The sequence below is a fragment of the Paenibacillus sp. GXUN7292 genome (assembly GCF_050864975.1).
Taxonomy (GTDB): Bacteria; Bacillota; Bacilli; order Paenibacillales; family Paenibacillaceae; genus Pristimantibacillus.
Window position 1 is genome coordinate 54580 of sequence record NZ_JBOZWO010000032.1, and the last position, 25578, is coordinate 80157.

Annotated in this window: 20 protein-coding genes; 14 read left to right on the top strand and 6 right to left on the bottom strand. The window is 44.7% G+C overall.

Annotated features, from left to right (window positions below; genetic code table 11):
- Positions 1-195: 195 nt before the first annotated feature.
- From ACRRU2_RS21485 to ACRRU2_RS21505, 5 genes are all read left to right on the top strand, one after another.
- Positions 196-1104: an ABC transporter permease gene (locus ACRRU2_RS21485; RefSeq protein ID WP_432504883.1), complete on the top strand. Its 909-nt coding sequence runs from the start codon at positions 196-198 to the stop codon at positions 1102-1104.
- 12 nt (positions 1105-1116) lie between these two features.
- A complete protein-coding gene (locus tag ACRRU2_RS21490) occupies positions 1117-1983 on the top strand; it encodes a carbohydrate ABC transporter permease (protein WP_331700937.1) in 867 nt (288 codons plus the stop codon).
- An 89-nt stretch (positions 1984-2072) separates the two neighbouring features.
- Positions 2073-3653 carry an extracellular solute-binding protein gene (locus ACRRU2_RS21495; RefSeq protein WP_432504885.1) on the top strand — a complete coding sequence of 527 codons (1581 nt, stop codon included), beginning with the start codon at positions 2073-2075 and terminating at the stop codon, positions 3651-3653.
- Between the two features lie 179 nt (positions 3654-3832).
- Entirely contained in the window at positions 3833-8896 is a 5064-nt protein-coding gene (locus tag ACRRU2_RS21500) for a cadherin-like beta sandwich domain-containing protein (RefSeq protein ID WP_432504887.1), read from the top strand.
- Between the two features lie 468 nt (positions 8897-9364).
- A complete protein-coding gene (locus ACRRU2_RS21505; RefSeq protein ID WP_331700934.1) occupies positions 9365-10423 on the top strand; it encodes a hypothetical protein in 1059 nt (352 codons plus the stop codon).
- 415 nt (positions 10424-10838) lie between these two features.
- Here the strand turns inward: ACRRU2_RS21505 and ACRRU2_RS21510 are convergent, their stop codons facing one another.
- Entirely contained in the window at positions 10839-11198 is a 360-nt protein-coding gene (locus ACRRU2_RS21510) for a hypothetical protein (protein WP_432504889.1), read from the bottom strand.
- Between the two features lie 151 nt (positions 11199-11349).
- Here ACRRU2_RS21510 and ACRRU2_RS21515 point away from each other — a divergent pair, with 151 nt between their 5' ends.
- Positions 11350-12222, top strand: a complete 873-nt coding sequence (locus ACRRU2_RS21515; RefSeq protein WP_432504891.1) for an alpha/beta hydrolase — start codon at positions 11350-11352, stop codon at positions 12220-12222.
- A gap of 104 nt (positions 12223-12326) precedes the next feature.
- Here the strand turns inward: ACRRU2_RS21515 and ACRRU2_RS21520 are convergent, their stop codons facing one another.
- The 5 genes from ACRRU2_RS21520 to ACRRU2_RS21540 form a co-directional block, all read right to left on the bottom strand.
- Positions 12327-12680 carry an STAS domain-containing protein gene (locus ACRRU2_RS21520; RefSeq protein ID WP_331700931.1) on the bottom strand — a complete coding sequence of 118 codons (354 nt, stop codon included), beginning with the start codon at positions 12678-12680 and terminating at the stop codon, positions 12327-12329.
- Entirely contained in the window at positions 12673-13110 is a 438-nt protein-coding gene (locus tag ACRRU2_RS21525) for an ATP-binding protein (RefSeq protein ID WP_432504894.1), read from the bottom strand. The genes ACRRU2_RS21520 and ACRRU2_RS21525 overlap by 8 nt, the downstream gene beginning before the upstream one ends.
- Positions 13103-14725: a PP2C family protein-serine/threonine phosphatase gene (locus ACRRU2_RS21530; protein ID WP_432504896.1), complete on the bottom strand. Its 1623-nt coding sequence runs from the start codon at positions 14723-14725 to the stop codon at positions 13103-13105. The genes ACRRU2_RS21525 and ACRRU2_RS21530 overlap by 8 nt, the downstream gene beginning before the upstream one ends.
- A complete protein-coding gene (locus ACRRU2_RS21535; RefSeq protein ID WP_432504898.1) occupies positions 14722-15645 on the bottom strand; it encodes a bacterial transcriptional activator domain-containing protein in 924 nt (307 codons plus the stop codon). The genes ACRRU2_RS21530 and ACRRU2_RS21535 overlap by 4 nt, the downstream gene beginning before the upstream one ends.
- Before the next feature lie 120 nt (positions 15646-15765).
- Positions 15766-17364, bottom strand: coding sequence for a copper amine oxidase N-terminal domain-containing protein (locus tag ACRRU2_RS21540; protein WP_331700926.1), 1599 nt, complete (start codon positions 17362-17364; stop codon positions 15766-15768).
- Between the two features lie 109 nt (positions 17365-17473).
- On the opposite strand from ACRRU2_RS21540, the gene ACRRU2_RS21545 reads away from it, so the two are divergent.
- The 8 genes from ACRRU2_RS21545 (at position 17474) to ACRRU2_RS21580 (ending at position 24827) form a co-directional block, all read left to right on the top strand.
- A complete protein-coding gene (locus tag ACRRU2_RS21545) occupies positions 17474-18256 on the top strand; it encodes a DUF3891 family protein (protein WP_432504900.1) in 783 nt (260 codons plus the stop codon).
- Positions 18257-18271: 15 nt separating this feature from the next.
- Positions 18272-18832 carry a GNAT family N-acetyltransferase gene (locus tag ACRRU2_RS21550; protein ID WP_331700924.1) on the top strand — a complete coding sequence of 187 codons (561 nt, stop codon included), beginning with the start codon at positions 18272-18274 and terminating at the stop codon, positions 18830-18832.
- A 37-nt stretch (positions 18833-18869) separates the two neighbouring features.
- Complete coding sequence (locus ACRRU2_RS21555; protein WP_432504902.1) at positions 18870-19424, top strand: nucleotidyltransferase family protein; 555 nt, start codon at positions 18870-18872, stop codon at positions 19422-19424.
- 160 nt (positions 19425-19584) lie between these two features.
- Complete coding sequence (fabI, locus tag ACRRU2_RS21560) at positions 19585-20355, top strand: enoyl-ACP reductase FabI (RefSeq protein WP_432504904.1); 771 nt, start codon at positions 19585-19587, stop codon at positions 20353-20355.
- 223 nt (positions 20356-20578) lie between these two features.
- Positions 20579-20851 (top strand): hypothetical protein, encoded by a 273-nt coding sequence (locus tag ACRRU2_RS21565; RefSeq protein ID WP_331700922.1) that lies wholly within the window; start codon positions 20579-20581, stop codon positions 20849-20851.
- Positions 20852-21059: 208 nt separating this feature from the next.
- Positions 21060-22685, top strand: coding sequence for a histidine kinase N-terminal 7TM domain-containing protein (locus ACRRU2_RS21570; RefSeq protein WP_432504906.1), 1626 nt, complete (start codon positions 21060-21062; stop codon positions 22683-22685).
- Between the two features lie 359 nt (positions 22686-23044).
- A complete protein-coding gene (locus ACRRU2_RS21575; protein WP_432504908.1) occupies positions 23045-23740 on the top strand; it encodes a response regulator transcription factor in 696 nt (231 codons plus the stop codon).
- Positions 23733-24827, top strand: a complete 1095-nt coding sequence (locus ACRRU2_RS21580) for an ATP-binding protein (RefSeq protein ID WP_432504910.1) — start codon at positions 23733-23735, stop codon at positions 24825-24827. The genes ACRRU2_RS21575 and ACRRU2_RS21580 overlap by 8 nt, the downstream gene beginning before the upstream one ends.
- Positions 24828-25578 lie beyond the last annotated feature (751 nt).

The following is a 25578-nucleotide window of genomic DNA, read 5'->3' on the forward strand; positions in this document are numbered from 1 at the left end:
CTGCTTAGTACGCGATCTGTCTTTCTTCATTATAAGGAATCGATACCGTTATCCCAATACTCATTTGGTTTTATTCATGCACATTACGTTAGGTATGGTATGAAAAGGCGATTGATCGAAAACATTGCGCATTTTCTGCGCCGTTTTGCTTTGTTATGATGCAGGCAACGACAAGCAAAGAGACGGAGGATCGGTATGGAAGGAAGCTTGCTGAAGAAAGTGAACAAGACGAAATATTTGTGGCTGATGTTTTTGCCCTGCTTGCTGTATTTCATTATTTTTCGTTATGCGCCTATGTTTGGGCTGGTCATTACCTTCAAAAACTACAATTTGTTTAAAGGCGTGTTCGCGAGTGAATGGGTGGGCTTCAAATATTACATCACATTTATTCAAAATCCTGATTTCTTTATTTTGATGAAAAATACGTTTTTGCTGGGGCTGTATAAGCTGGTGTTTGGTTTTCCGGCCCCGATTATTTTAGCCATTTTGCTAAACGAGATGAGGCTTCAAGTATTTAAAAGATTTGTGCAGACGGTCAGCTATTTGCCGCATTTCATATCAAACGTTATTGTGGCGAGCATGGTCATTATGTTTTTGTCGCCGAGCGGCGGCATGATTAATCAAATGATTCAGAAGCTTGGCTTCGAGCCGATCAACTTTATGATGGAGCCGGGCATGTTCCGGGGCATCTACGTCTTGTCCGAAATATGGCAGCATCTGGGCTGGGAAACGATTATTTACTTGGCGGCGTTAACCGCGATCGCCCCCGATCTTTATGAAGCAGCCAGTATAGACGGCGCCAATCGCTGGCGCAAAATATGGCATGTTACTTTGCCGGGCATCGCTCCAGCTATCGTTATTATTTTTATTCTTAACGTCGGCAAGGTGCTGGAAATCGGCTTTGAAAAAGTATTTCTCATGTACAATCCGGCCATTTATTCTACAGCGGATATTATAAGCACCTATGTTTATCGAACCGGATTAATAGGCGGCAATTTCAGCTATGCTGCAGCGATTGATCTGTTTATGGGCATTATCAGTTTATTTTTTATCGTTATGGCCAATACAATCAGCCGAAGAATAAGCGAGAACAGCTTGTGGTAAGGAGGAAGGTTTATGCGAACTAGAATTGGACTATTTCCAATTATTAATGCGATTGTCATGCTTTTTATTGTAATCGTTACGCTATACCCGTTTGTGTATATGGCAGCTGTATCGCTGAGCAAGGATATTTATGTGTTGAAAAATGAAGTCACACTATGGCCAAAGGGCTTCAATCTTAAAATGTACGAATTGGTTTTCAGTAATAACCAAGTATGGATTGCTTACAAAAATACGATTATCTATGTTGTGCTCGGAACGGCAATCGCTCTCATTATAACCGCGCTCGGCTCATACGCCTTATCGCGCAAGGATATGATGTTCAGCCGCACCTTTACGCTGCTTATTATATTTACGATGTTTTTCAGCGGCGGCATGATACCGACCTTTCTCGTCGTTCGCGAGCTTGGGCTTGTCGATACGATTTGGGGGATGGTGCTGCCCGGTGCCGTAAGCACATGGAATCTCATTATAATGCGCACCTTCTTCAGCGGCATCCCGCAGGAGCTGGAGGAATCGGGCCGTATGGATGGCCTTACAGATCTAGGTGTTTTCTTTCGCATTGTTGCGCCGCTGTCCAAGCCGGTGTTTGCAACAATCGGATTATTTTATGCGGTAGGGCTTTGGAATAACTTTTACTTTCCGCTGCTTTATTTGCGCAATCCCGATTTGTTTCCGCTGCAGGTTTATTTACGCAATTTGATTCTTGCTGGCAGTGTGTCATCGGGCCAAGTAACTTCGATAGGAGGTGATAATCTCGTCGTTGAGGACTCGCTGAAATTCGCTACAATAATGGTTTCAACGCTTCCAATACTGCTCGTATATCCGTTTATTCAGAAGTATTTCGTAAAAGGGGTCATGATTGGGGCCATTAAAGGGTAGGCAGGAAGGCTTAAGGCTATGACTTAAAAAAGGAAAGCCAAAGGTTTAGTCGAAAACATTAGAATGAGTGAGAAGGAGCTGGCAAGAAGATGAAAAGAACGAAATGGATTGCTTTCGCAATAGCTTTAATCATGCTGTTTGCTGCAGCATGCTCGGGAGGAAATACGAACAAGCCTGATCCGAGCCCATCGAATACGTCTGGAGGCAACCAGCAGTCGGATGCGCCGTCTGCGACACCGGATGATACACCTGCGAAGAAAACCTTTACTGCGCTGCTGGACAACAATGCTACCTTCCCGTATACAAAGGAATGGCCGGTATGGGACATGATTGAGAAGAAAACAGGTGTTACGCTTGATGTGCAAATTCCTTCCGGCAAGCTGTCGGAAACGCTTAGTCTGGTTATTGCATCAGGAAGCCTGCCGGACCTTATGTATATGCACAGCCGCAAGAACGATTCCAATAAATACGGCCAGCAGGGAGCGCTAGCTAATATTCTTGACTATTTGGACATTATGCCTAATCTCAAGGCCTGGATCGAGAAATATCCGGAGGAAGCAAAGGCTGCTTTGGCTGCGGACGGCAAAATGTATATGTTCCCGAATGAAGGCTTCGGCGAAACGAACCGTATGATATGGATGTACCGCGAGGATATATTCAAAAAACATAATTTGACGCCGCCGACGACGTATGATGAGCTTTATACCGTATTGAAAGAGCTGAAGCAGCTGTACCCTGACAGCTATCCGCTTGCCATGCGCTTCGGACAAATACCGGAAGAGATGCTGGCGCATTTCACAAGCAATTTTGAAACAAGCGGCGACGTGTATTTCGATTTTGACACCAATACATGGAAGTATGGCGCTACAGAAGAGAACTATCGCGAGATGATGGTGAGCTTGAAGAAGCTGTTTGATGAAAAGCTGATTCCTTCCGATTTCCTTACGATGCAAACGAAGCAGTGGCAGGATATGGTATCGACCAGCGGCGCATTTATTACAATAGACTATATTACTCGTATCGACTTCTTCAACAATGCGATGCGTCAGGAAAATCCAGAGTACAATATGCAGTTTATGGCTCCTCCGGCTGGTCTGAGCGGCGGTAAACAGCAAAATCCTTATATGCATTTTCTTGAAGGCGGATTAACTGTACATTCCAAATCCAAGCAAATCGAGGACGTTATGAAGTATATGGATTTCTTCTATAGCGAGGAAGGCCGTACGCTTGCAAGCTGGGGAGTAGAAGGTGAAACCTACACAGACAATGACGGCACAAAGCAATTCCTGCCTCAGTTTACCGATGTTACAGAGATGCGCAAGCAGACTGGGCTGGCAACTAGCGGAACCTATACCTGGATTGATTACAATGCACATTTGGCGCTGTTCTCAGAGGATTTGCGCAATGCTTATATTGAGGCAAGAAAATATGATATGCCGGCTATGCAGCCGCGTCCGGCTTTCCTGGAAGCAGAGAATGAATTGCTGTCCATGACAGGCCAGGCGGTCATGAAGCATCGTGAAGAAAACTTTGCGAAGTTCGTAACGGGCTCCCGCAGTCTGTCGGAGTGGGATAAATATGTTGAAGAGATCAACGGCTTAGGCGTTCAGAAGCTGCTTGATACGTATACAGAAGCACATAGGCGTCAAGCATCGATTTCTTTCAAATAAGGATAAACGGCTTCCGCTGTCCTTTGGAAGAGCGCGTTTACCGATCAAATATAGGAACAGGTATAAGATGAAACTTATACTTTCTATTATTTTAAAATGGGGCTGCATCTTGTTAAATACGCAAGGAGACAGCCCCTTCTTTTCTATGCTTCGAAACCTTCTGAAAGGGGATTAGATCTGTGATTAGAAAATTGTTCGGAAAAAAAGCAAAAATGCTTATGGCGGCAGCGCTCGTTCTTACGATGACGATATCCGGCCTGCTGCTGGAGCCGCCAAGGGCAAGCGCAGCATCGATGATTACAATAGACTCGCCGTCAAACGGGGCATCGGTTGAAAGCGGAACGGTTCGTATTTCCGGAACTTATGCAGGCTTATATGATATCAAGCTGTTCATTAACGGGACGAGACAGGTTGATGCCTTTACTTACGATCCGACTGGCAGTGACTCCGGCACTTGGCATTACGACCTGGATACCTCTATTTATAACGGGACGATTCAGCTGCGTGCGAGGGGACTTGATACGACGACCAGGTATGGCATCTGGAGCTCTGATATGCAGATCCATATTAGCAACGATGAGGCTGCCGCTCCGATTGTGACGATAGAAAGCCCGCTAGAAGGAATGCCGCTGAGCGGGATTGTGCCGATTCAGGTACAGGTGCAATCAGCCGCAGCAATTAATCGCGTGGAAGTGCGTGTTAACGGCGGACAGTGGCAAGCAGCTGCTCTGGATGGGCAGGGCTATGCATGGAGCTGGGATACAAGTGGTCTCTCTGATCAGATCGTAAGCATAGAAGCTCGTGCTTTTAATGAAAATGAGGTAAGGGGCAGAAGCTTGACTACCTATGCGCAGATTGGCGAAGGTTTATATGAGGATGTAATCGTTAATACACAGGACCGGTCCATGTGGATATGGGAAGGAGCTTCCTATAATATGCTGCTCAATCCCGGCTCACGAAACGTGCTGCTTTCCATGGGCAAGGATACGGACACCTTCGATTCTGAGCCTGTAAAGGTGCTGTACTTTGCTGTCGGGCCTTTTGCCGGCATGGATGTGATGGAGGATAGACCGGACTTGCTGCGCGACTTTATCGCTTGGGCGCATGAGCATGGCTTTGAGGTTCAAGCCTGTATTGCGGGAGGAACTTCCCCGCCATATATGGGGGCTTATCGCGCCTTTCATGATGTGGCGATCCGTCATTTTGAGCAGGTGCTGAACTACAATCTTTCCTCTGATTCCAATGAGCGCTTTGATGGCGTGAACGTAGATATCGAGCCTTATATTTCACCAGACTTTGCAGATGAAAGCAAGTTTTTGCAGGTGGAGTATTTGGAGCTGATTGAAAAAATGATTGAACGACGCGATGCTTCCGGCTTGAATTTATCGTTTGGACCTGCCATTCCTAGATGGTACGATTCATCGGACCGCGCCAAAGATATTACATTCAATGGGCAGACAAAATGGTTATCCGAGCATATTCAAGATATGGTCGATTATATTTCGATTATGAATTACCGTGATCAGGCGGATGGCTCGGTTGGGCTTATTGCGCAGGCGCAGGGGGAGATGGATTATGCCAATCTCATCGGCAAGCCGAATTCGGTTATTATCGGTGTAGAGACGCTGGATATTGCCAATAGCGGCGATCCGGAGACGATAACGTTCCGCGAAGAAGGCAGAACGTATATGGAGGCGGAGCTTGATAAAGTGTACACAGCCTTTGCGAATGACCCAGCCTTCGGCGGTATAGCGATGCATCATTATGATTCGATCCGCTGGCTGCCTTCGCACTGGGGGCCGGATGGCGTGCTATGGCTGCCGCCAGAAGATCATGAGCCGCCTACAGCTGTAAGCAGCAATCCGTCTGCGCAGGCTGTCGACTATCAGACGATAACTCTATCCTACGGGCGGGCTTATGATAACACGGAGGTAGAAAACTATGTCATCTATCGGAGCACCGAGGCTGGTTTTACAGCAAGTGCTGAGCACGCAGTAGGCACTTCCCGAACATTGACGTACAAGGATACAGGCTTGCTGCCGGCAACAACGTATTATTATAAGGTCGCGGCAGTAGATCTGAGCGGTAATATCGGTCCTGTTTCCGAACAGACTGCAGCGACGACGGGAAATACCTCGCTCAAGCCGATGATTGTGTCATCGATGAAAGTAGAGCGGGCAGGTACAGCTTCTTCTGCTGCCATTCGAATTTCCGAATATTTGACCGGCATGCCGATTGAGGCTAATGTGGAAGGAAGATTTACGTATGCTGGAGGCCGTTATGTATCGGGTCAAACGGATGGAGGGCAAGTCTCTTTCACTTCAGAAAACATACCTGATCAATATCTGATCGGTTTTATGCCAAGGCGCGTAGTGGCAAGCGGCTATTATTGGGCGCAAGCTTATGATACGCCTAAAGCGGCTAATGTGTATCCGCGTGTAAGGCTGCAGAGCCTGGCTGTCAGCGGGGGACAGTTATCGGAAGTATTTGCGCCAGACAAAGCTCACTATAAAGTGCTGATTGAAAACCAGGCTGCTTCTATTCAAGTTACGCCAACTGCGGAGGAAGCGGGCACAGCGATACTGGTCAATGGCGTTCCCGTTGCGAGCGGCACAGCTTCCCAGCCTATACCGCTTGGAGATGAGGATACGATTATTGTCGTGCAGACGATAGCGCCTAATGCAGCGATGGACAGCTATACGATTACCGTTCAGCGCTCTGCGCCGCCTGTAGATAATGTATTTGTCGCTGTAGAGGATGCGCATGTGCATCAGAATAATCCTTCCACCAACTATGGAGCTTCTGAATATTTAAATGTGATGGATATATTGAATGCAGATGGCGGAGGCGATCAGCTCGCATATTTGAAATTCGATCTGGCAGATTATACGCTTCCTGTGGAGAAGGCAGAGCTTTTTGTTTACGCTACTGAAACCGTTTCCAAAAAGGTGAAAATCGATGTAATCGGCTATCCGGACAGCAGCTGGAAGGAAAGCACGATCGTATTCAACAACAGGCCGCTGCAAAATCCGCAAGCACTAGGCACGTTTGAGGTGCAGGAAGCTGGCTGGTATTCCATCGATGTTACGCCTTTTGTGCAAAGCAGAATGGGAGCAGGCGGTGATCAGAAGGCAACCATTCGCTTTATTATTAACGATATTCCGAATTCGTCGGGAACGTTGGTACAGTTTCATTCTCGCGAGCATGCGCTTAACCAGCCATATTTGCTAATTAATCCATCTTCAGATGCGACGCTGGCGAATTTGACGTTAAGCAGCGGCAGCTTGGAGCCGGCATTTGATCCTGGACAGCTGGAATATAGCGCGGTTGTAAGCGGTGAATCCATTACCTTGACGCCTGCAGTGTCTGAAAGTCACGCTGTCGTTACGGTAAATGGAGAGACTGTAACAAGCGGGATGCCATCACAGGAAATACCGCTTGTTGTTGGCGAGAATCCGCCGATTGCAATAGAAGTTACCGCGCAGGATGGCAGTAAAACGATGTATCAAGTAATCGTAACTTCAGTGCTGTCCAGCAATGCTGATCTGGACTCCCTTGTCTTGCGGGGGGCACAGCTGCAGCAGCCGTTTGATGCCAATGTAACGCAATATACAGGCACGGCAGCCAGCAGCGCACAATCCGTTCAAGTGGAAGCTTTTGCAAGTGATTTGCAGGCAAAAGTATACGTCAATGATCAATTGACAGCTGACGGACTTTCTGATGCTATTACATTGAATTATGGTAAAAATACGATTACAGTACGAGTAGAAGCACAGGATGGCACCGAAAAAACTTATACAGTGGATGTTACAAGACAGTCTGTTTGGTATGGTGATTCAGGAGGAAGCAGCGGCGGAACCTCTACATCGTTCATGGAGATCGATGTCAGTGAGCAGCAAATTATCGCAAAGCCGCGTACGGAGCTGATCAAAGCAGCTGATGGCAGCATGATCGGAAAGGTTCAAATCGTTGGCGACGCTGTAAGCAAGGCGCTTGAGAAAGCGAAAGCGGCAGCCCAGGAGAATGCTGATTTGCAAAGTATGATCATTTCTATTGGCAAGGATGACGAGGAGCAAGCAGCGGGATGGGAGCTGAGCATTGAGCCTCAGGCATTGACAAAGCTGCAATCTGCCGGACTTGACCTGGAGCTGCTGGGACCTGGATGGAGCTTGACGATGCCACAGCAAGCGATGGCGGGCTTAGCGCAGCATGACGAGCTTTTAACTATTCGCATTATGCAGCTGACGGATACAGCAAGTCAGAAAGCTATTGCTGAACGCCTTTCCGCCTCACCATTAGTATTATCAGAAACAAACGGAAGAAAGCCATTGTGGCATTCTGCGCCGCTGCTTGTAGAAACGAACTTTAGCGGTGAGCAGCTTGTACTGGCATTGCTGTCGAGCACGGATAATGAGAGTCTTCAATATGAGCAAATAGAAGCGGGATTAGGTGTTTATATCGAGCACAGCGATGGAGACGTATCATTCCAGAGGGGCAAAATTGTGAATGGCCCGTCAGGCAAGCCAGCAGGGGTGCAAATAACGGTCGATAAATTCAGCACCTTCACCGTTGTCGCTCTTCCGCAGAAGCTTGGCGCTTATATTAATGGCTATACGGATGGGACGTTCCGCCCCGATCACTCTATTACAAGGGCAGAGCTGGCTACACTGCTAGATAGGTTGACGACAGATACCTCTGTTTCTGCTAACAAGCAGACAGCAGACTTAGCAGCTGCTGCAGGAAAACAGACAGCGGATACCTCTTCTTCCTCTGGCAACCAGACCGGGGAACATGGGGCTAATCTATGGCGGGATGTCCAGCAGCATTGGGCAAAGAATTCAATTGAGCACTGGACTGCAAATGGAGTATTCAATGGCTATCCAAACCAAACCTTCATGCCTGGCCGGGCTGTTACAAGAGCGGAATTGGCGGCCATCGTGACGCGATGGAAAAATGTATCACTGGTGAATGCGTCTGCTGCAGGCTTGTTTACCGATACAGATGGACATTGGGCGCAAGATGCGATTGCAGCGGGGCATGCTGAAGGCTGGTGGAACGGCTACAGCGATCACAGCTTCCGTCCAGATCAAGCTGTTACAAGAGCAGAAGCGATAGCTGTGCTGAACCGGGTGACAGAACGAATTCCTTATGATGTACCAGGCAAGCTTCCTTGGAAGGATGTAGAGCTGGATCATCCGTTTGCAGGCGATATTTACATTGCTGCTTCATCAGATGAAAAGTAAACGAAATTAAGAAATAATACGACTAAATACCATGTGAAAGCCCGTCGAGCTTATTAGCTTAGACGGGCTCAACGTGTTGAAAAGCCCCCAAAGGTTACTTAATGGCGCGCGTAGCAGCGGAGTTTGGCAAGCACTTTATTTTGTAACGAATCTGAGAGGCGTTATTTTGTAAAAAATGCACCTTTTGAAATTCTAACGCTTTGTAGAAACGCTATCTGTGAACAAACGCTCATTTGGGCTGCGTTTCAGCCCTAATAAGCTCGCTCAGATTCGTTACAACTTTAAAAATAGTTTTTTCGGCATAATAGCGCTTCTTGCATTCGTTAGAGCTCCAATATATAAAAAAACGGAGCAAGCTCATCGTGTATTTCTTTTTAACAGGAAAAGCTTATCAAAACATAGAAGTAGTGGAAACAAATTTCGTCGGGTTGCGTCTAATTTTTAAACGAAATAGAAAGGGTGTATATTTTGAAAAAATTTTTGCTTGGTCTATTTCTTGGAATGGCGTTAACGATAGCTACCGCTGCATCATTGCCGGAGGTTAGGGCGGTATTATTTCCAGTTTTTATTTCCTTTGAAGAAAACGGCAAGTCTTCATCATTTGAAGGAGAGGTATTGAACTACAAAAAACATTTATATGTTCCAGTTCGTTCTTTTGCAGAGCATATGGGCAGTACGGTGGAATATGTTGCTCCGAACAGCGGCAGCAAAGCGCAAGTACATATTTTGAAGCTGAATGATCAAGATTTTACGGTGAGCGACACGTCTAAAAATGTTTCAATCGGTTTAATAGAGGAGATAGATGTTGGCAAAGGCGAGCCATTATTTATTAGGGGAGCAATCAAGTTTCACAAGTCCATTTCAGATAAGGAACAGCTTGTCATCACGCTGCTGGACAAAGACGGCAATGAAGTAGCGGCTTCAAACCCCATCAAGCTGAAATACCGGGAACCTCATGAAATGCTTGCAGGTGAATTTACCTATTTTGATACAACCTTCCCTCATATCCAACTGCCAGAGTCTTATAGCTACGGCATTAGAATTGAACAAAAGCAGGCTTGGACGATTAGACAATATCATACGGAATACGGAGCGCTAGGAGCAGGCGGATTAAATGGTTTTCCGCTTAATGCTTATATTAACGGTGGAAGTTATGTTCCCAATAAATACTTTGATATTGAACTTATATTGTTAAATTTGCATGACACGGAGAAGGTTGTTATCACAGAACCGCTTATTATAGAAGCAGAAATTTACAAGGAAGAGGTTAATGAGGAGTCGAAAATTTTAACCATTACGTCAGAGCCTTTTACCGGAACCGTGAATCAGAAAAGAGGAAGTTATATAACGAACTTGACTTGGGATTTGAAGGATTCGGCAGGCAACCCTGTTCCAAAAGGAACATATATCGTTAAGTTGAATCTGCCTGTTAAAGCTTACGGACATATGTCTGGTGATCCGAAGCAGCAGGTAGAATTTATGCTTGAACAGTCGATGCAAGCTTACAATGGTGTTGAGATTAAGTAATAATGGCAAGTCTAGCAGCACTATTTTCGAAATATTGCTTGTGTGTAGAGCTCTGGAACAGTTGGACAGCGCGCCGCATGCGAAGCTGCGAAAATTCAGAGCAACCGGTCAGACGTTCCGCTATTATGCGAAAAATCGCCGTTTTGGAGGGTGATTGTGACAGACGTTCCGCTATTGATCAAAAAAGTGCTGGAAAACCTCTTGTTGAAGCCAAATAGCGGAACCAGTGACCGCGAAACTCTAAAAATAGCATTTTTGAGGCAAATAGCGGAATGTGTGTCCAGTAAAACTCGCCACGTCGGGTGCTGTTGAGCAGTAGTAGAACTATCCTGTAAACTCGATACGGCGGGTGCTATTGAGCAAAAGGTTCCTGCATACTCGGCATGATGGTGCTGCTGAGTAACCAGCCAGCCGTTTATTCTTGTTTCTGATTAAAACTTTTGCCGATGACTGTTTTCTTATCCAAACTAATAAAGACGGCTAGGTCTCCATTTACATCAGTTGCAGTACGATTAAACGTGACAGAGTAAATCTCTTCCCGTCCATAAGCTTGATCTATGTAAGGTTTTATTTTTTCATCTACAGTTACTTTTTGCACGATAGAGTCTTTAGGGCTTACCGGAATTAACCCTTTTTCTTCCTCCGAAAGACTGGAAAATGCCACCATTTCAATCGGCGTTTCTAATTTAGTATTTAAACTACAGCCTGTTGAAACTGTTGCTAGCAGCAGTATCAACAGTGGCATTAGCAGGGGGATGAACACGAGCTTTTTCAAATCATATCACCTCATTTATAAAAGACGTGTAACTTCAGCTAAAGTTTCATTCTGGATTAAGTTTAATGCTTTTCATTCACCCTTACCGTATGTATAATTACGGAATAATTGGATAATGATTGTTGCATCGTTCTAATTCGAAGGAGAGGAAATGAATAGAATGAAAGAAACAAGAGTATATAAGCAAGTAAATGGCTGTTCGATTCATGCGGATATTTACGATCAAGGTGCAGGGTCGCCAGTTGTTATATATATTCACGGCGGTGCGCTTATTTTTGGCTCCAGAGTGTGGTTTCCTGCAGAGCAAATTAAGCTTTTTAATGATGCCGGCTTCAGTGTTGTCAATATTGATTACCGCCTGGCGCCGGAAACAGCATTTGAACAAATTATTGAAGATATAAAGGATGCTTTAACTTGGGTTAGAACGGAAGCTAAGCAGTGGTATGATTTCGATAGCGATCATATTGCTGTAATGGGAGGCTCAGCGGGCGGATTTCTAAGTCTATTAACAGGAACAATGGACGTCAAGCCTAAAGCGATTGTTTCCTTTTATGGGTACGGAGATATATTAGGAGATTGGCTCGCGAAGTCAAGTGATTTTTATTGCAGAAAGCCTTTGATTAATAAAATGAAAGCTCTGGCTGCTGTTAGCCATACAGAGACGACAAACGGCGAGTGGGAACGGTACAGTTATTATCTTTATTGCCGCCAGCAGGGCGTGTGGCTGCAAGAAGTAGCAGGCATCGATCACAAAATGGATCGTCAGGCATTGAGTCCATATATTCCAATCCTTAATGTTTCGGAAGATTTCCCGCCTACATTATTGCTGCATGGCGATCAAGATACTGATGTTCCGTATGAGCAATCTGTCCTTATGCATGAGAAGCTTAAGGAGGAGGGCGTTTACTCGAAATTGATTACGATCGAAGGGGCAGACCATGTTTTTGATCAGCATTTTCAAAACCCTGTCGTGCAGCAAGCTTTTACGGAAGTTGTGTATTTTTTGAAAAAACACCTTCGCTAACCGCGAAAGAAGCAATGGCAAGTGTTCAGTATGTCAAAACTTTGCTAACCGCGAAAGAAGCAATGGCGAGCATTCAGTGCGTCGAATCTTTTTCAGGTTCTATGTTATACAGTACGTAACGCTTCTTCCTGGTCTGTGCAAATACGCAGTAAATTCGTGAGCCCTACCATGCGGAGCAGCTTGGCGTAATGGTAGGTCAATCCATAGGCGGTTATCGGGCAGCCGCCCTTGGCGCATGCCCGCGCCAGCCGGATAAGGATCGCAATACCGTAGCTGTTTATATATTGCACATCAGTAAAATTAAGCAGCAGATGATTTTTGCCGGGCACGAGTCCTTTTTCCCAGTCACGCAGCCGAAGCAGCTTTTCCTCGGCTTGGATATTCAAATCGCCTTGCAGATCCAATATGATGCATCGCTCTAATTCACGAATCGAAATTTGCAAATTGTTTTCAAGCATGATGAACTCGCTCCCTTAACAAAAAGTGCATTTCCATAAAGAATCTATCGTTTTCAAATCCTGTACGTACGGAGTCGGCCAAATTGTTTATTAGCATGACGCCCCAGCCTCGATCGGCGGAATCGTTTTTAGCTGCTGGAACCGCGGCGCGCTCTCTAGCCATAGCCGGGCTATAAGGGAAGCCTGTGCCTTCATCAGTGACGCGAAAGAGGATTTTGTCGTTCTGACCAGTCATCTCGACGAGTACATGAGCTTCAGCTCTCATCTGGTTGCCATGCTCGAAAGCATTCAGGCATGCTTCCGCCACTGCCGTCATCATATCGTCTACCCGTTCATTAAAAGGCGCAGAGGCTGAAAACAGCTGCTTGATATCGGCCATTACTATTTTCTCTTGTCCAAATTGAGTGTCCAGCCGCCACCGTTTATGCATCCTCAGTCCACCTCACCATAATCAACGTACGATCGTCCTCGTATTTGGCCGTAGAACCTTCCCCAAGCCATGTTCGAAGCTCTTGGAATTGCAGCTCCAAATGCGCGTTATAATCCACTCTTTGCAAAAACTGCTCGAAGCGGTCGAAGCCGATAAACTGGCCCTGCTCATCCAGCTTTTCAATTAGACCGTCTGTATAAAGAATGAGCTGATCGCCTGGTGAAAAGGGGAAAATTGTTTCATGATATACTTCATCCTTGGCAATGCCAGCCGGCAGAGAAGAGATAACAATCTGCTCGACTTTTCCACTGCGAATGCTGTACGGAGCTACATGTCCTGCACTCGCATAGCTTGCTGACATTTGCCGCACATCTATAATAGCAAGCCCTAGTGTAATATATCTTTCCCCGCGCAGCGTTTCAACCATAAGCTGGTTCAGCCGCGTCAAGATTTGTCCGGCAGAGCCGCCGCGGCTCATTTCCATTTTGAATAAATGGATAACAGCAGACATCAATAGAGCTGCCGAAATCCCTTTGCCGGATACGTCGCCGATAATAACAGCAAAACGGTCCTTATCTATAATATAGGTGTCATAAAGATCGCCGCCAACTTCTTTCATCGATTGACAGCTCGCGTAGATATGGCAAGGGCCTACCCTCTGGCTTTCTTGCGGCAGCAGACTGCGTTGAACCTGATAAGCCAAATGCAGCTCATATTCTAAATCCGCATACTCCTTGGCAGCATAGTCTTGCAGCTCATTGAAGGCATGAGCAAGCTGGCCGACCTCGTCCTTTGATATAATGGGTATTTTTCGATGCAGCTTAATACGTTCTCCACCGATTAAGGAATGGATGCCTCTAATCATCACTTGCAGTTCATGCATAAATTCTTTGGCTGAAAACAGAAATAGAAACAAGCCAAACGCAAAGCTGACAAAGGCGATGCTGAATAAAATGGTTAAATGAATCGCCTTGTCAAAAGCAATTGCGTTGATGATATATCCGGCAATGCTGAAAATGGTAATAAGGAAAATACTAATAAAAGTAAGCAGCAGCGGGCGTAGAAAGCTTGCTTTCCATTGGATGAGCTGTAATTTTATAACCGATAGTTGTATTAAAAATGAGCGCAGATTGTACCGGAGCAAGCTGTACAGCAGCACGGCCAATGTTAGGGTTAGCGATTGATCGAATAAGAAGTCGCGCAAAAAAATTAAAATATCTTCTTTGCCCCATAAAAACAGGGGGCGCCCTAGCATCCACAAATCGATGATATGATAGGCAGGGGAGACGAATACCCCAAAAATGAGCATCGATGCAAAAACTTCATGCGGCAGCAGCAGCAGCTTGCTCCAAATGAGCTCGACATCTTTATTTTTGCCGCCGTCATCGATGATGTGCAGGATGCTCTTTAATCTTAAGTAGGAAAAAAGCATAAAGGAAATGATCATTAGAAGAGCGATGAACAGCTTTGCTTTCAAATTGAAGCGAATAAGCTCCTCCCACGAAAATCCATTAATAAACAGATTGTTGAGGGAAATGAGCAGCGTTCCGAATAAAGCGACTCCCGCATAAATCCAAAACAAGCGCAGCATGAACGAAAACCCCGTCTTTTTCATGAGTATCTCTCCGATAAAATGATAGTTGTATCGCTCATGGGTGCGGTATCAAGCTCCTGACGGAACAATTGCTCCATACGGGAATACCATTGCTTGGCGGTGTCTTTTTTATTTGCCTTCATGTATAACTTGAGCAGCTCCTGGTAAGCTTCCTCCTCGTAAGGAGACAGATGAACCCATTCCAAAAAATAGGGCTCGGCTTTTTCGAAGCTTCCTGCTGCTGCGTAATAAGAGCCCAGCCGTTTTAATATACCTGTTTGCTTGAGCAGCATGTCCTTTCTATACTGATCAAGCCAATCCAAATAATGCAGCGCAGGCGCCAGTACCCCATATAATTGCTGTGCTTCATCATACAGTGTAACAGACAAGTCCGGATAGGCTGCCCATAGCTGGTTGCCTACTCTTACCAGCGTAATATATTTCTCAGCGTCTACATAATCGATCATATCTTCATCCAATTGGATCATGCCATTTTTAATGGCAATGCCTTTTGGAATATGCAAATATTTATGCAGCGTTTGTTTAACATGATGGATGATCACATATAATTGATTTGATATTTGACCGGTATCGTCGCAATAAAAGAGTATTTCGGCAACAGCTTCCTTCGTGGCGCGATAGTTCGGCTGCAGCAGCAAAAACAGGAACAGCTCCTCTGCTTTTTTGCGCTTCCACTGCATGCTGTCAATCTCTTTGCCATGCCGGATAAATGTGAAATGGTTAAAGCATTCGACTCGCCACCGGCCGATCGCTTGCTCAGGTTTTCCTTCCAGCAAAAAATGCTCGCCCAGCTTTTTTAATAAGGCGGGTGCCTTGTTTTTTTGATGAGCAGGAAGCTGCGCTTCGAGCTGCTCTTTCAAGCCTTTTGCCACTTCCTCATATTTGCCTTCAAGGATTAATGCCGCAAGCTCCCTGTACAAGCGTACCACCCGTTCTTGATTGATTTTAAAATAAAATACAGCGATTAATCTTGTATATCAATATTCTACTTGCATAGGTCATTATCCTACTAGAAAAGAGGGCAGGTTATGCCCCATTTATTATAATTCAACGGGTGTGCCAAGCTGGTAGGCGGCTGGCGGCGATGAAATTTTGATGCCATCTTTAGTTGCGGTTACATACCAATCCCAATTGAACATATAATGGAGCAAAATAACCTGACCTTCTTCATTGATTTCAATATCTCCGGTCGTTACTTTATTGTTAAAATAATTTTCCCAGGTCAAATCATCATAAATGATCAATATTCCGCCAGATGCTCCCGGAACCTGAGGATTGGCTGATGGAATCCACATATCCCAAGCCCCGGCCAGATCATTTAAAGCATAATTAATTGCAGCATCCTGTCCGCCAGACGGAGCCGGGGAATTGTCTTTGCTCATAATCGTGATTTCGCGGGTATCGTTATTGAACTTAACATCGAGATCAAGGCTTTCGCTTACAAAGCGGATCGGAACCATCGTTCTGCCTTTCATCGTCGTTGCAGGAACATCCATCACGATCTTTTTGCCGTTGACGATAGCAGTAGAGCTGTCCAGCGGCAGCTCGATTTTTTTGTCGCCGAGTGCAATAGTTGCTGTTCTAGTCGCCCCGTCCCAGCCGACTTCGGCGCCAAGTGCTTCAGATATGAAACGGACAGGGACCAGCGTACGCCCATTCACAATAACTGGGGCAACATCAAGCGTTACTTTTTTGCCGTCTACAAGCGCAGTCGTGCTCTCCAGCTTCATCGTAATTAGCCTTGTTCCTGCAATGGGATCGGTTGAGCCGGCTGGCACGATGTTAACCTTAATCGGCAAATCGATCTCCGATACGCCATACTTATCATACGCTACAAAAATATACAAGTAGGTATGGCCCGCGAAAGCGTAATGATCCGTATATTCAGGCTCCTCCAAAATAAAATCACTAACCGGCACATAAGGACCGCCATTGTCGGAACGGTACAGGTCAAAAGCAAGCTGATCCTTTAAGGCTGGAAATGATATCGTAATCGGACCTTCCTCAAATGTGTACTCCGCTCCAGGGTGACGCAAGTCGTATGCTGGATCAGCAAACGGATTTTCATCATACAGCCCTTTTTCCACATCCTCGGCAAATTGTCCCGGCTTCAAGCCTGGATTCGGCTGTTGGCTGTCTGGTTGTTTATCTTCTATAATTTGCTCTTCAATGACGTAGGAGAAGGTTACTTTGGAAAGATAGTCCATATAGCTTTTTACAACGGTATCGATTTTTATTTTTGCCCATGTGCCATCATTCAAAATAATGAGATAAACCGCTCCCTGGGAGACACTCTCATACGTTTTGAAGCTGGAGATGGAGGCGTCTGTTAAATCCTCCAGCTGCTCATTTACTTTAATAATGCCATTAGCAGCTATATAGCCTGATTGTGTAATGACAAAATCTGCTTCCTTGCTGCTTGCTGTAACATCCATAGCCGCCAGGCTGTACCCGCCCAAGCTCAGTACATCTCCTGACCAATTGAGCGTGTAGGGGGAAAGGGCGTTGTAGCTGCCTTTTTTTATTTGGCTCCACTGGACTTTTGCAGCAGCGTCAGCTGACCCAGCTGTTAAGGCTATCGAAAATAATTGAAGGAAACAAATGACTGCCATCACAATCCAACGTTTTTTTGCCTTCATGAATGTACACCAACCCTTTACTAGGAAATATGCTTCGAGCATATCGTAGCAAACAGGACTTACAAAAAACTTGCAAAAGAGTACAATGTAGTAAAGAGGAGGCGGAGCCATGATAATAAGAGAGACAGAGCACCATTTTGTGATGACGACTCAGCATGAGCATGCCAGCTTTTCAGGCAAAGTTGCCAGCTGCTTCAAGGAAAATCTATTTCTGGACAGCAGCTACATGAGCGATGTGCTAATTGCGATCAAAGAGCATGATAGAGGCTGGATTCGCTTGGATGATACGCCAGTTTGGAATGATCGTCATATGGCTCCATGTTCTTTTGGCGAATATCCGCTGCTGCCCAAGCTGGTATTGTATCGTAAAGGTTTGGATGAGATAGAGCAAATCAACCAATATGCCGCCTTGATCTGCAGCATGCATTTTTCATCCTTTAAGCACCTACAGCAATCGAAACAGACAGAATGTATCGATTTCATTCATCATGAGACGGAAAGACAAAAGCGGATAAAAGCAGGCTTGACGCATCCCGGCGAAAACATCGTGGAACGGCATTTTAAATTGTTGCAATTATCTGACGAAATATCTCTGTACGTTTGTTTTAACCGTCCTGGCGCCGCCAAAGAGGAGGAGCATCCCTGGTATCGGGCAGGCTTTGAAACAATTATCGATGGCCAAAAAATAAACGCCCGCTGGGCGAACAGCAAGGAAATAGTGATCAGCCCCTTTTTATTTGAAAAGGAGTTTACTGCTTCTATTAAAATCAAATATGTAGCAAAGGATTTCATTAATCAGATCGGCCTTAGCGCAGCCTATCAGGAAACAGATTTGACGGAGCAGGTCGTGACATTCAGAGCCGGGGAAAATAATAGGAAGCTTAATCAATAGAAGGAGGTCGATCGCGTGGCTTATTTGAAGTCGGAGCGGATTGTGCTTAGAGAATATCGTATGGAAGATTTACCTTATATGCGGAAATGGGTGAACAACTTTGATATAACGAACAATTTGCATGATATATTTATTTATCCTCAAACGATGTACGATACGGAAAGCTTTTTGAAGATGATGGCAGAAGGAAAGGGGGAAAGCAAAGGGTTTATTATAGCTGCTCCCGATACGCTGGAATACATTGGACAAATTGATTTGCATCGGATCGATTGGAAAAATAGATCAGCCATTCTAGGCATCGTTATTGGCCGCGAGGAATATTTGAGCAAAGGGATCGGCAAGGAAGCCATTGAGCTTATACAGGAATTCGTGTTCAACACCTTAAATCTTAACCGTTTGGAGCTGGAGGTGTATGAGTTTAACGCAAGAGCGTATAAATGCTATATCAAATGCGGTTTTGTGGAAGAGGGAAGGCTAAGGAAGAAGCTGTTCAGACAAGGGAAGTATTGGGATGTGATTCAAATGGGAATTTTGAAGGAAGAGTATGAGCAGAAACGGGAAAACGCAGAGGTTTGATGTTTGTAAATTAGAAGGATTTAGACTGAGGTGTCATATGCCGCTCGAAAAAAAACTGATCGATATAATATTGACCAACGAACATGTAATAGAGGAATTAAAGCTTGTAAGAGGCTTGGAACTGCCCGATTGCTGGATAGCTGCAGGATATGTAAGAAATTATGTTTGGGATGCTGCACATGGTTATAAGGAGAGAACGATCCTTAACGACGTCGATATTATTTATTTTGATTCAAGCGATCTTTCGGTTACTATAGAAGTGGAAGCAGAAAAGAAACTGCAGGAGCAGAAGCCGCACTATAATTGGTCAGTCAAAAATCAAGCCAGGATGCATATTAGAAACGAGTCCTTGCCTTATACGAGCACCATGGATGCCATGAGATATTGGCCTGAAACAGCGACGGCAGCAGCCATTTGCATGGATGGGGACGATCACATACATATATTGGCGCCGCAGGGGCTGGAAGATTTATTAGAATTGAAAATAAGAAAAAGCAAGTTTTTTAAGGATAAGAGCTACTTCTTAAAGAGAATTAAATCAAAAAAATGGCTGGAGATCTGGCCTATGCTGCAGCTTTTGGAAGATGAGTAAAAGATGGAATTGCGTGTTTTTTAAAAATATAAGAAAGTATAAGTTTTTTCCTTATACCTATTCTTATAATTCATCGGTAAACGCGCTCGTCCAAAGGACGGCGATAGCCGTTTATCCTTGGATTAGATCATAATGTAAGGGATTAGGCAGGAGGATTTATATGTTGCTGAAGGATAAAACGATAGTCGTTATGGGCGTCGCCAATGAAAGAAGTATTGCCTGGGGAATAACCAAATCATTGCACCAGCAAGGCGCGGGTTTAATCTTTACTTATCGGAAGGAAAGATCGCTGGAGAAGCTGACAAAATTGCTGGATGCTCATAATATTCAGCCCTTGGGTACAGTATCGTGTGATGTATTGGATGATGAAAGCTTGCGTGCTGCATTTGCAGAAATTGAAGGCAAGGTCGGAACCATTCATGGTGTCGTTCACTCTGTTGCATTTGCGGAAAAGGATGAATTGCAGGGCGAGTATGTGAATACAACTAGAGAAGGCTATATGCTGGCACAAAATTCAAGCTCGTATTCCTTGGTGGCTGTTGCCAGAGAAGCAAAGCGATTAATGAGCGAGGGCGGAAGCATCGTTACTCAATCCTATATTGGAGCAGAGCGTGTCGTTAAAAATTACAATGTGATGGGTGTGGCAAAAGCAGCCTTGGAAGCTAGCGTGAGATACTTGGCAGAGGATCTGGGCAAATACGGCATTAGAGTCAATGCAATTTCAGCGGGTCCTATTCGCACCTTGGCCGCAAAAGGCGTTTCTGGCTTCAACGACATTATGTCCACGCTTGAAGAGCGGGCTCCACTGCGCAGAAATATTGATCAGGACGAAGTCGGCGATGCGACGATGTTCCTTTTAAGCAGCCTTTCCAGAGGCATAACTGGTGAAGTTATCCATGTAGATGCCGGTTATCATATTTTAGGCATGTAATAATGTACAATCAATGACCCGGCCAAGATAAGCAATATCTAGGGCTGGGTCTTGCTTTTGATCGCAGTGCCACCTTTTTCTATTGCTTGTTGCATCATTCACAATGATTATCTTTCGACAGCCTGAAATATGAATCCAATTGAATGGAACGGCGTAATACACTTATCAAAAGTAAAGCTGCGCATGAATACGATTAAGTATGATCCAAAAAGGGGGGAGCTTTATGATTCATTTGGAAAAAACAAACAGACTGGCTAATTGGTTCATTGCTATTGGTGTTTTGTTTGCTCTTTTTACTTTTTTTTCTTTTTTAAATGGCGGCTTCTTTGAAGTGATGCAGTATAATTTTGTAAATGATTTAAGAGGTACACTGTTTACAGTCCTTTTCTTTATCATTTCTTTTTTCTCAATTGTAATAGCTATCGTATTGAAATGTATTGTCAAAGAAGTGAATGACGAATTAACAATGCTGGCAGAGCGTATAAAGAATGATTAAAAGTGAATCATTCAGACTGTTGAGAAACGGGAACGAAAGAGCAAGATTGGGAATGGATAAGTGAAAGCGCCCGCCCAAACTTGATCGCAGTGTCATCTCTTTCAGTGAAAATTACTAGTATATGTTATACTATTTTTGATTCTACTAAGCTATCATACAACTACTGTGACGGCTGACAGGAAGCCGGAACTTCGAGTGGAGCAAAGATATGGGGACATCGTATTCCGCAATAATAACTCTAATTGTGACAGCAGGAGTCATTAATGTAATAATGGGCATCTACGTGCTGGCTAACCGCTCTAAACAGATGATGTCTAATATTTTTATTATTTTTTGTATGCTTGCGGCGGTCTATACGTTTGGCTCAGCATTGGAGCTTGCGGCAGGATCGCTTGACGAAATAAAATTTTGGATCAAGTTTGAATATTTGGGCATGCCCTTTCTTCCTCCGCTTAATTTGCTGCTTATTATGCATTTCCTCGGTATGGACCGCTACTTTAAGCGGTTCTGGTATGTTGTATTGTTTATTATTCCGGTTATTACGGTGGCGCTCGTATTTACTAACGAATGGCATCATTTCTATTACCAGTCCGTAGAGCTAAGGACGGATACCGCGATTCTTAAGGCTAATTTGGAGATAGGCCCTTGGTACATTATTCAAGGCGGCTACACATTCGGATGCATGACGGGCGGTGTTGTGCTGCTACTGTTGAATTGGAATCGTATGAAAGCTTCCTATCGCATTCAGTTTTTCACGATGCTGTTCGGGTTATTGCTGCCGCTTGCAGGAGATTATGCATATCTCAGCCATCTTACTCCTTACGGGCTTGATCCTATTCCCGTTATGATGGCGCTTACTTCTGCGATGTATATGTGGGCGCTCACTTCCAAAGGGCTGATGAATGTCGCGCCGATTGCCAGAGACCGTTTATTTGAGAGTATGAGCGACGGTGTTTTGGTGCTGGATATGAACAACCGGCTTGTCGATTACAATCCGTCTGCCGCAAATGTAATGCCTGAATTATCGCCAGACCTTATTGGTCAAGCAATAGAGCCTTTTTGGAAAGCCCATACCGATGAGCCCTTGGTTGACTCGTTTATTTTAGAGAGAAGGCAGGACGCGGGAGAAACTGGCACGCAGCAGGAGATTTTATGGCTTCTGCAAGGGGAGAAATTTTACTACCATATCCGGTCTTCCATCGTGCGGAAGAGGAATGGCCAGCAGTCAGGCAAGCTTATTGTTATGATCGACGTCACTGAGCGGACTCGATTGCAGCAGCGGCTTCGCGATATGGCCTATTATGATGGACTGACGGGTATTTTTAACCGGAGCTATTTCGTACAAACAGGCCAGACGTTACTATCGAAAACCGTTTTTCTTGGAGAACCTTTAGCCTTGGTATTGTTTGATGTGGATTATTTCAAGCGCATCAACGATACATTTGGGCATAGCATCGGAGATGAGGCGCTGATCCACGTTGTGCAAATATGCCAAAGGGTGCTTCGTCACGAGGATGTATTCGCGCGTTACGGCGGAGAAGAATTCGTTGTGGCGATGCCAGGAGTGACGGCGGCCGAAGCCTGGGAGTCTGCAGATCAAATGCGCCGCGGACTTGCAGAGCAGCCGTTGGAGCTGACGCAAGGCCCGCCGCTGACGATAACGGCAAGCTTTGGCGTTGCCGCTGTAAATGACGTTGACGCGCATAGTGAGGAGGACGGGCTGAATAGCCTGTTGATTGCCGCTGACCGGGCGCTTTATGAGGCTAAACGGGCCGGCCGCAATACAGTGAAGTTGGCGGACGGCGTGGAAACAGCATCTATAAGCGGAACATAGAATAGAGAGCCGGCTCGAAAGAGCTGGCTCTTATATTTAATTATAAGAATTTATGAGTTATTCCTATAAACTTGTTCTTATCATTCATCGGTAAACGCGCCTGTCCAAAGGAAGGCGGAGCCGTTTATCCTTGTACGGATAGACTATAACCTATTTGCCATGAACGCTTGAAACTTTTAAGTGATGACTATTTTGTAGTTGTGGAAATGTAGTAAAATTGTATAATTATTGAAATTGAAAATGTGCTGATGTTGGAAATCTATAAAAGCGGGACTACAATAGGGAACGAAGAGCAAGGCTGAAGCTAGAGTAGTGTAAACGGAGCCTTTTTCGACATTTTCAGGTAGGAGTGTTAACGTATGCATGCAATAACGATATTAATAGCCGATGATGATAAGGAAATAGCAAATCTGGTTGAGCTGCATTTGATGAAGGAAGGGTATCATTGCATGAAGGTATCTGATGGGCAGAAGGCGATCGAAGCTGTACGCTCATATCGAATTGACTTGGTAATTTTGGATATAATGATGCCGGAAATAGACGGCTATGAAGTGACGAGGCAAATACGCGAGCAGCATTTTATGCCGATTATTTTTCTAAGCGCCAAGGCAAGTGATCTCGACAAAATTGCTGGACTTGTCCGTGGAGCGGATGACTATGTGACAAAGCCCTTTAATCCGATGGAGCTCGTAGCTCGTGTCAATGCCCATATTAGAAGATCCAAACAATTCCATCAAGCTTCAAAAGAGACCTTATCTATAGTAGAAGCAGGAGGAATAATCATTCATCCTGAAGAGAGAGCTGTCATGCTTTACGGTCAGCCGATTGAGCTTACGCCGAAGGAATTTGATATTTTGTATTTGTTGATGAGATACCCCAAGAAGGTTTTTAGTACGGAAAATATCTTTCAGCAGGTATGGGGGGAGGAATATTACGAGGGCAGCAATACAGTGATGGTCCATATTCGCACTCTGCGCAAAAAACTTGGCGATGACAGGCAAAAGACGAAGCTGATCAAAACAGTCTGGGGGGTCGGATATTCTTTCAATGGATAATTTAATCCGAAGCTTTAGATTCAGGATGATATTGTTGTTTGGGCTGAGCATGGCCTTCGCCGGCATTTTAACCTTTTGGCTGTACAAAGCGCTTCAGCTCTATTACTATACGACTAAATTCGAAGATCCGCTGACGAAGGTCCGCTATTTTATGAGAGAAGTTGGCGATATTAATTTCTTCCTTACGATTTTTATTCCGCTGTCCGTAATCTTCTTTTTCCTCCTTACTAGACGGTACGCTACTTATTTTCATACAATTTCTATCGGAATCAATCAGTTGGCAAGCGGCAATTTTGAGAATCATGTAGCGATTAATTCGAAGGACGAATTTGGCGATATTGCAAGAGATATCAATTTGGCGAGCAAAAAATTGCAGCAGGCTGTAGAACGAGGTAATTTTGCCGAGAACACCAAAGAGCAGCTGGTGCTGAATCTGGCGCATGATTTGCGCACACCGCTTACGTCCATATTAGGCTATCTGGATTTCATCCTTAAGGATCAACAGCTTACTCCGGAGCAAATAAGGCAGTATACACAAATTGCCTACTCGAAGTCCCAGCGTTTGGAACAGCTGATAGAGGAGCTATTTGAAATTACTAGAATGAACTATGGCAAGCTTGATATGGAGAAAAAAACGATTGTGCTGAGCGAGCTGTTAATTCAACTGAATGAGGAGCTTTATCCTGCTTTTGAAAAAAGCGGGCTTACATCAAGACTGCATGTGCAGCCAGGCGTTATGATGCAAGGGGACGGTGAAATGCTGGCGCGCGTATTCGAAAATTTACTTACGAATGCGGCGCATTATGGGAAAGCGGGCAAGTACATTGATATATTTTGTCGGACGACTGGCAGAGAAATCACGGTACAGGTAATGAACTATGGCGCTAGAATCCCCACCGAAGAGCTCCCACATATTTTTGAAATGTTTTATACAGGAGACCAGTCGAGGTCCCATCATGAGGGCAGCACAGGACTGGGACTATTCATTGCTAAAAAAATAGTAGTGCAGCATCAAGGGACAATTACTGCGTTTAGCGATGATGCTTCTACGATGTTTGAGGTTTGTTTTTCCAATGAAAAAGGATGACTAGATGCCGAAACTTGATCGCAGTGCCATCTTCTTTCGGCTGCATGTTGTCCTATTCACAATGAAGCGATAGCTTTCCTAGTTGGTCAGTCGTTCCGTTATTACGCCATAAATAGCAGTTTTGAGTCGATAAAGTGACAGACGTTCCGCTATTGATCCATAAATCGCAGAAAAAGCCCCATTTGGAGCCGAATAGCGGAATGAGTGACCGCGAAAATAAAAAAGTAGCAGTTTTGAGGCAAATAGCGGAATGAGTGACCGCGAAAATAAAAAAGTAGCAGTTTTGAGGCAAATAGCGGAATGAGTGACCGCGAAAATAAAAAAGTAGCAGTTTAAAGGCAAATAGCGGAATAGTGATCATTCGATTTACTGAGTAACATTTGATAAGCAAAGGAAGGGGAACGAAGAGCAGGATTGGGAATGGAGAAGCGGCAGCGTACGCCTGAGTAGTTCAACTTTAACCATTACAGGTTTTATATGTGCTACTGTATTTCCTCTGGCTGTTGAAAAACTATATGAAATTTCATACACATTATGCTGAAATACCTCGAAATCACGATTGTATATGAAAAATCATACAGAACCAGTCGGCGCCACCTCAAAACGGCAAATTGTATATGAAATTTCATATACATTACGCTGAAATACCTCGAAAACTACAATTGTATATGAAAAATCATACACAATCGGTCAGCGCCACCTCAAAACGGCAAATTGTATATGAAATTTCATATACATTGCGCTAAAATAC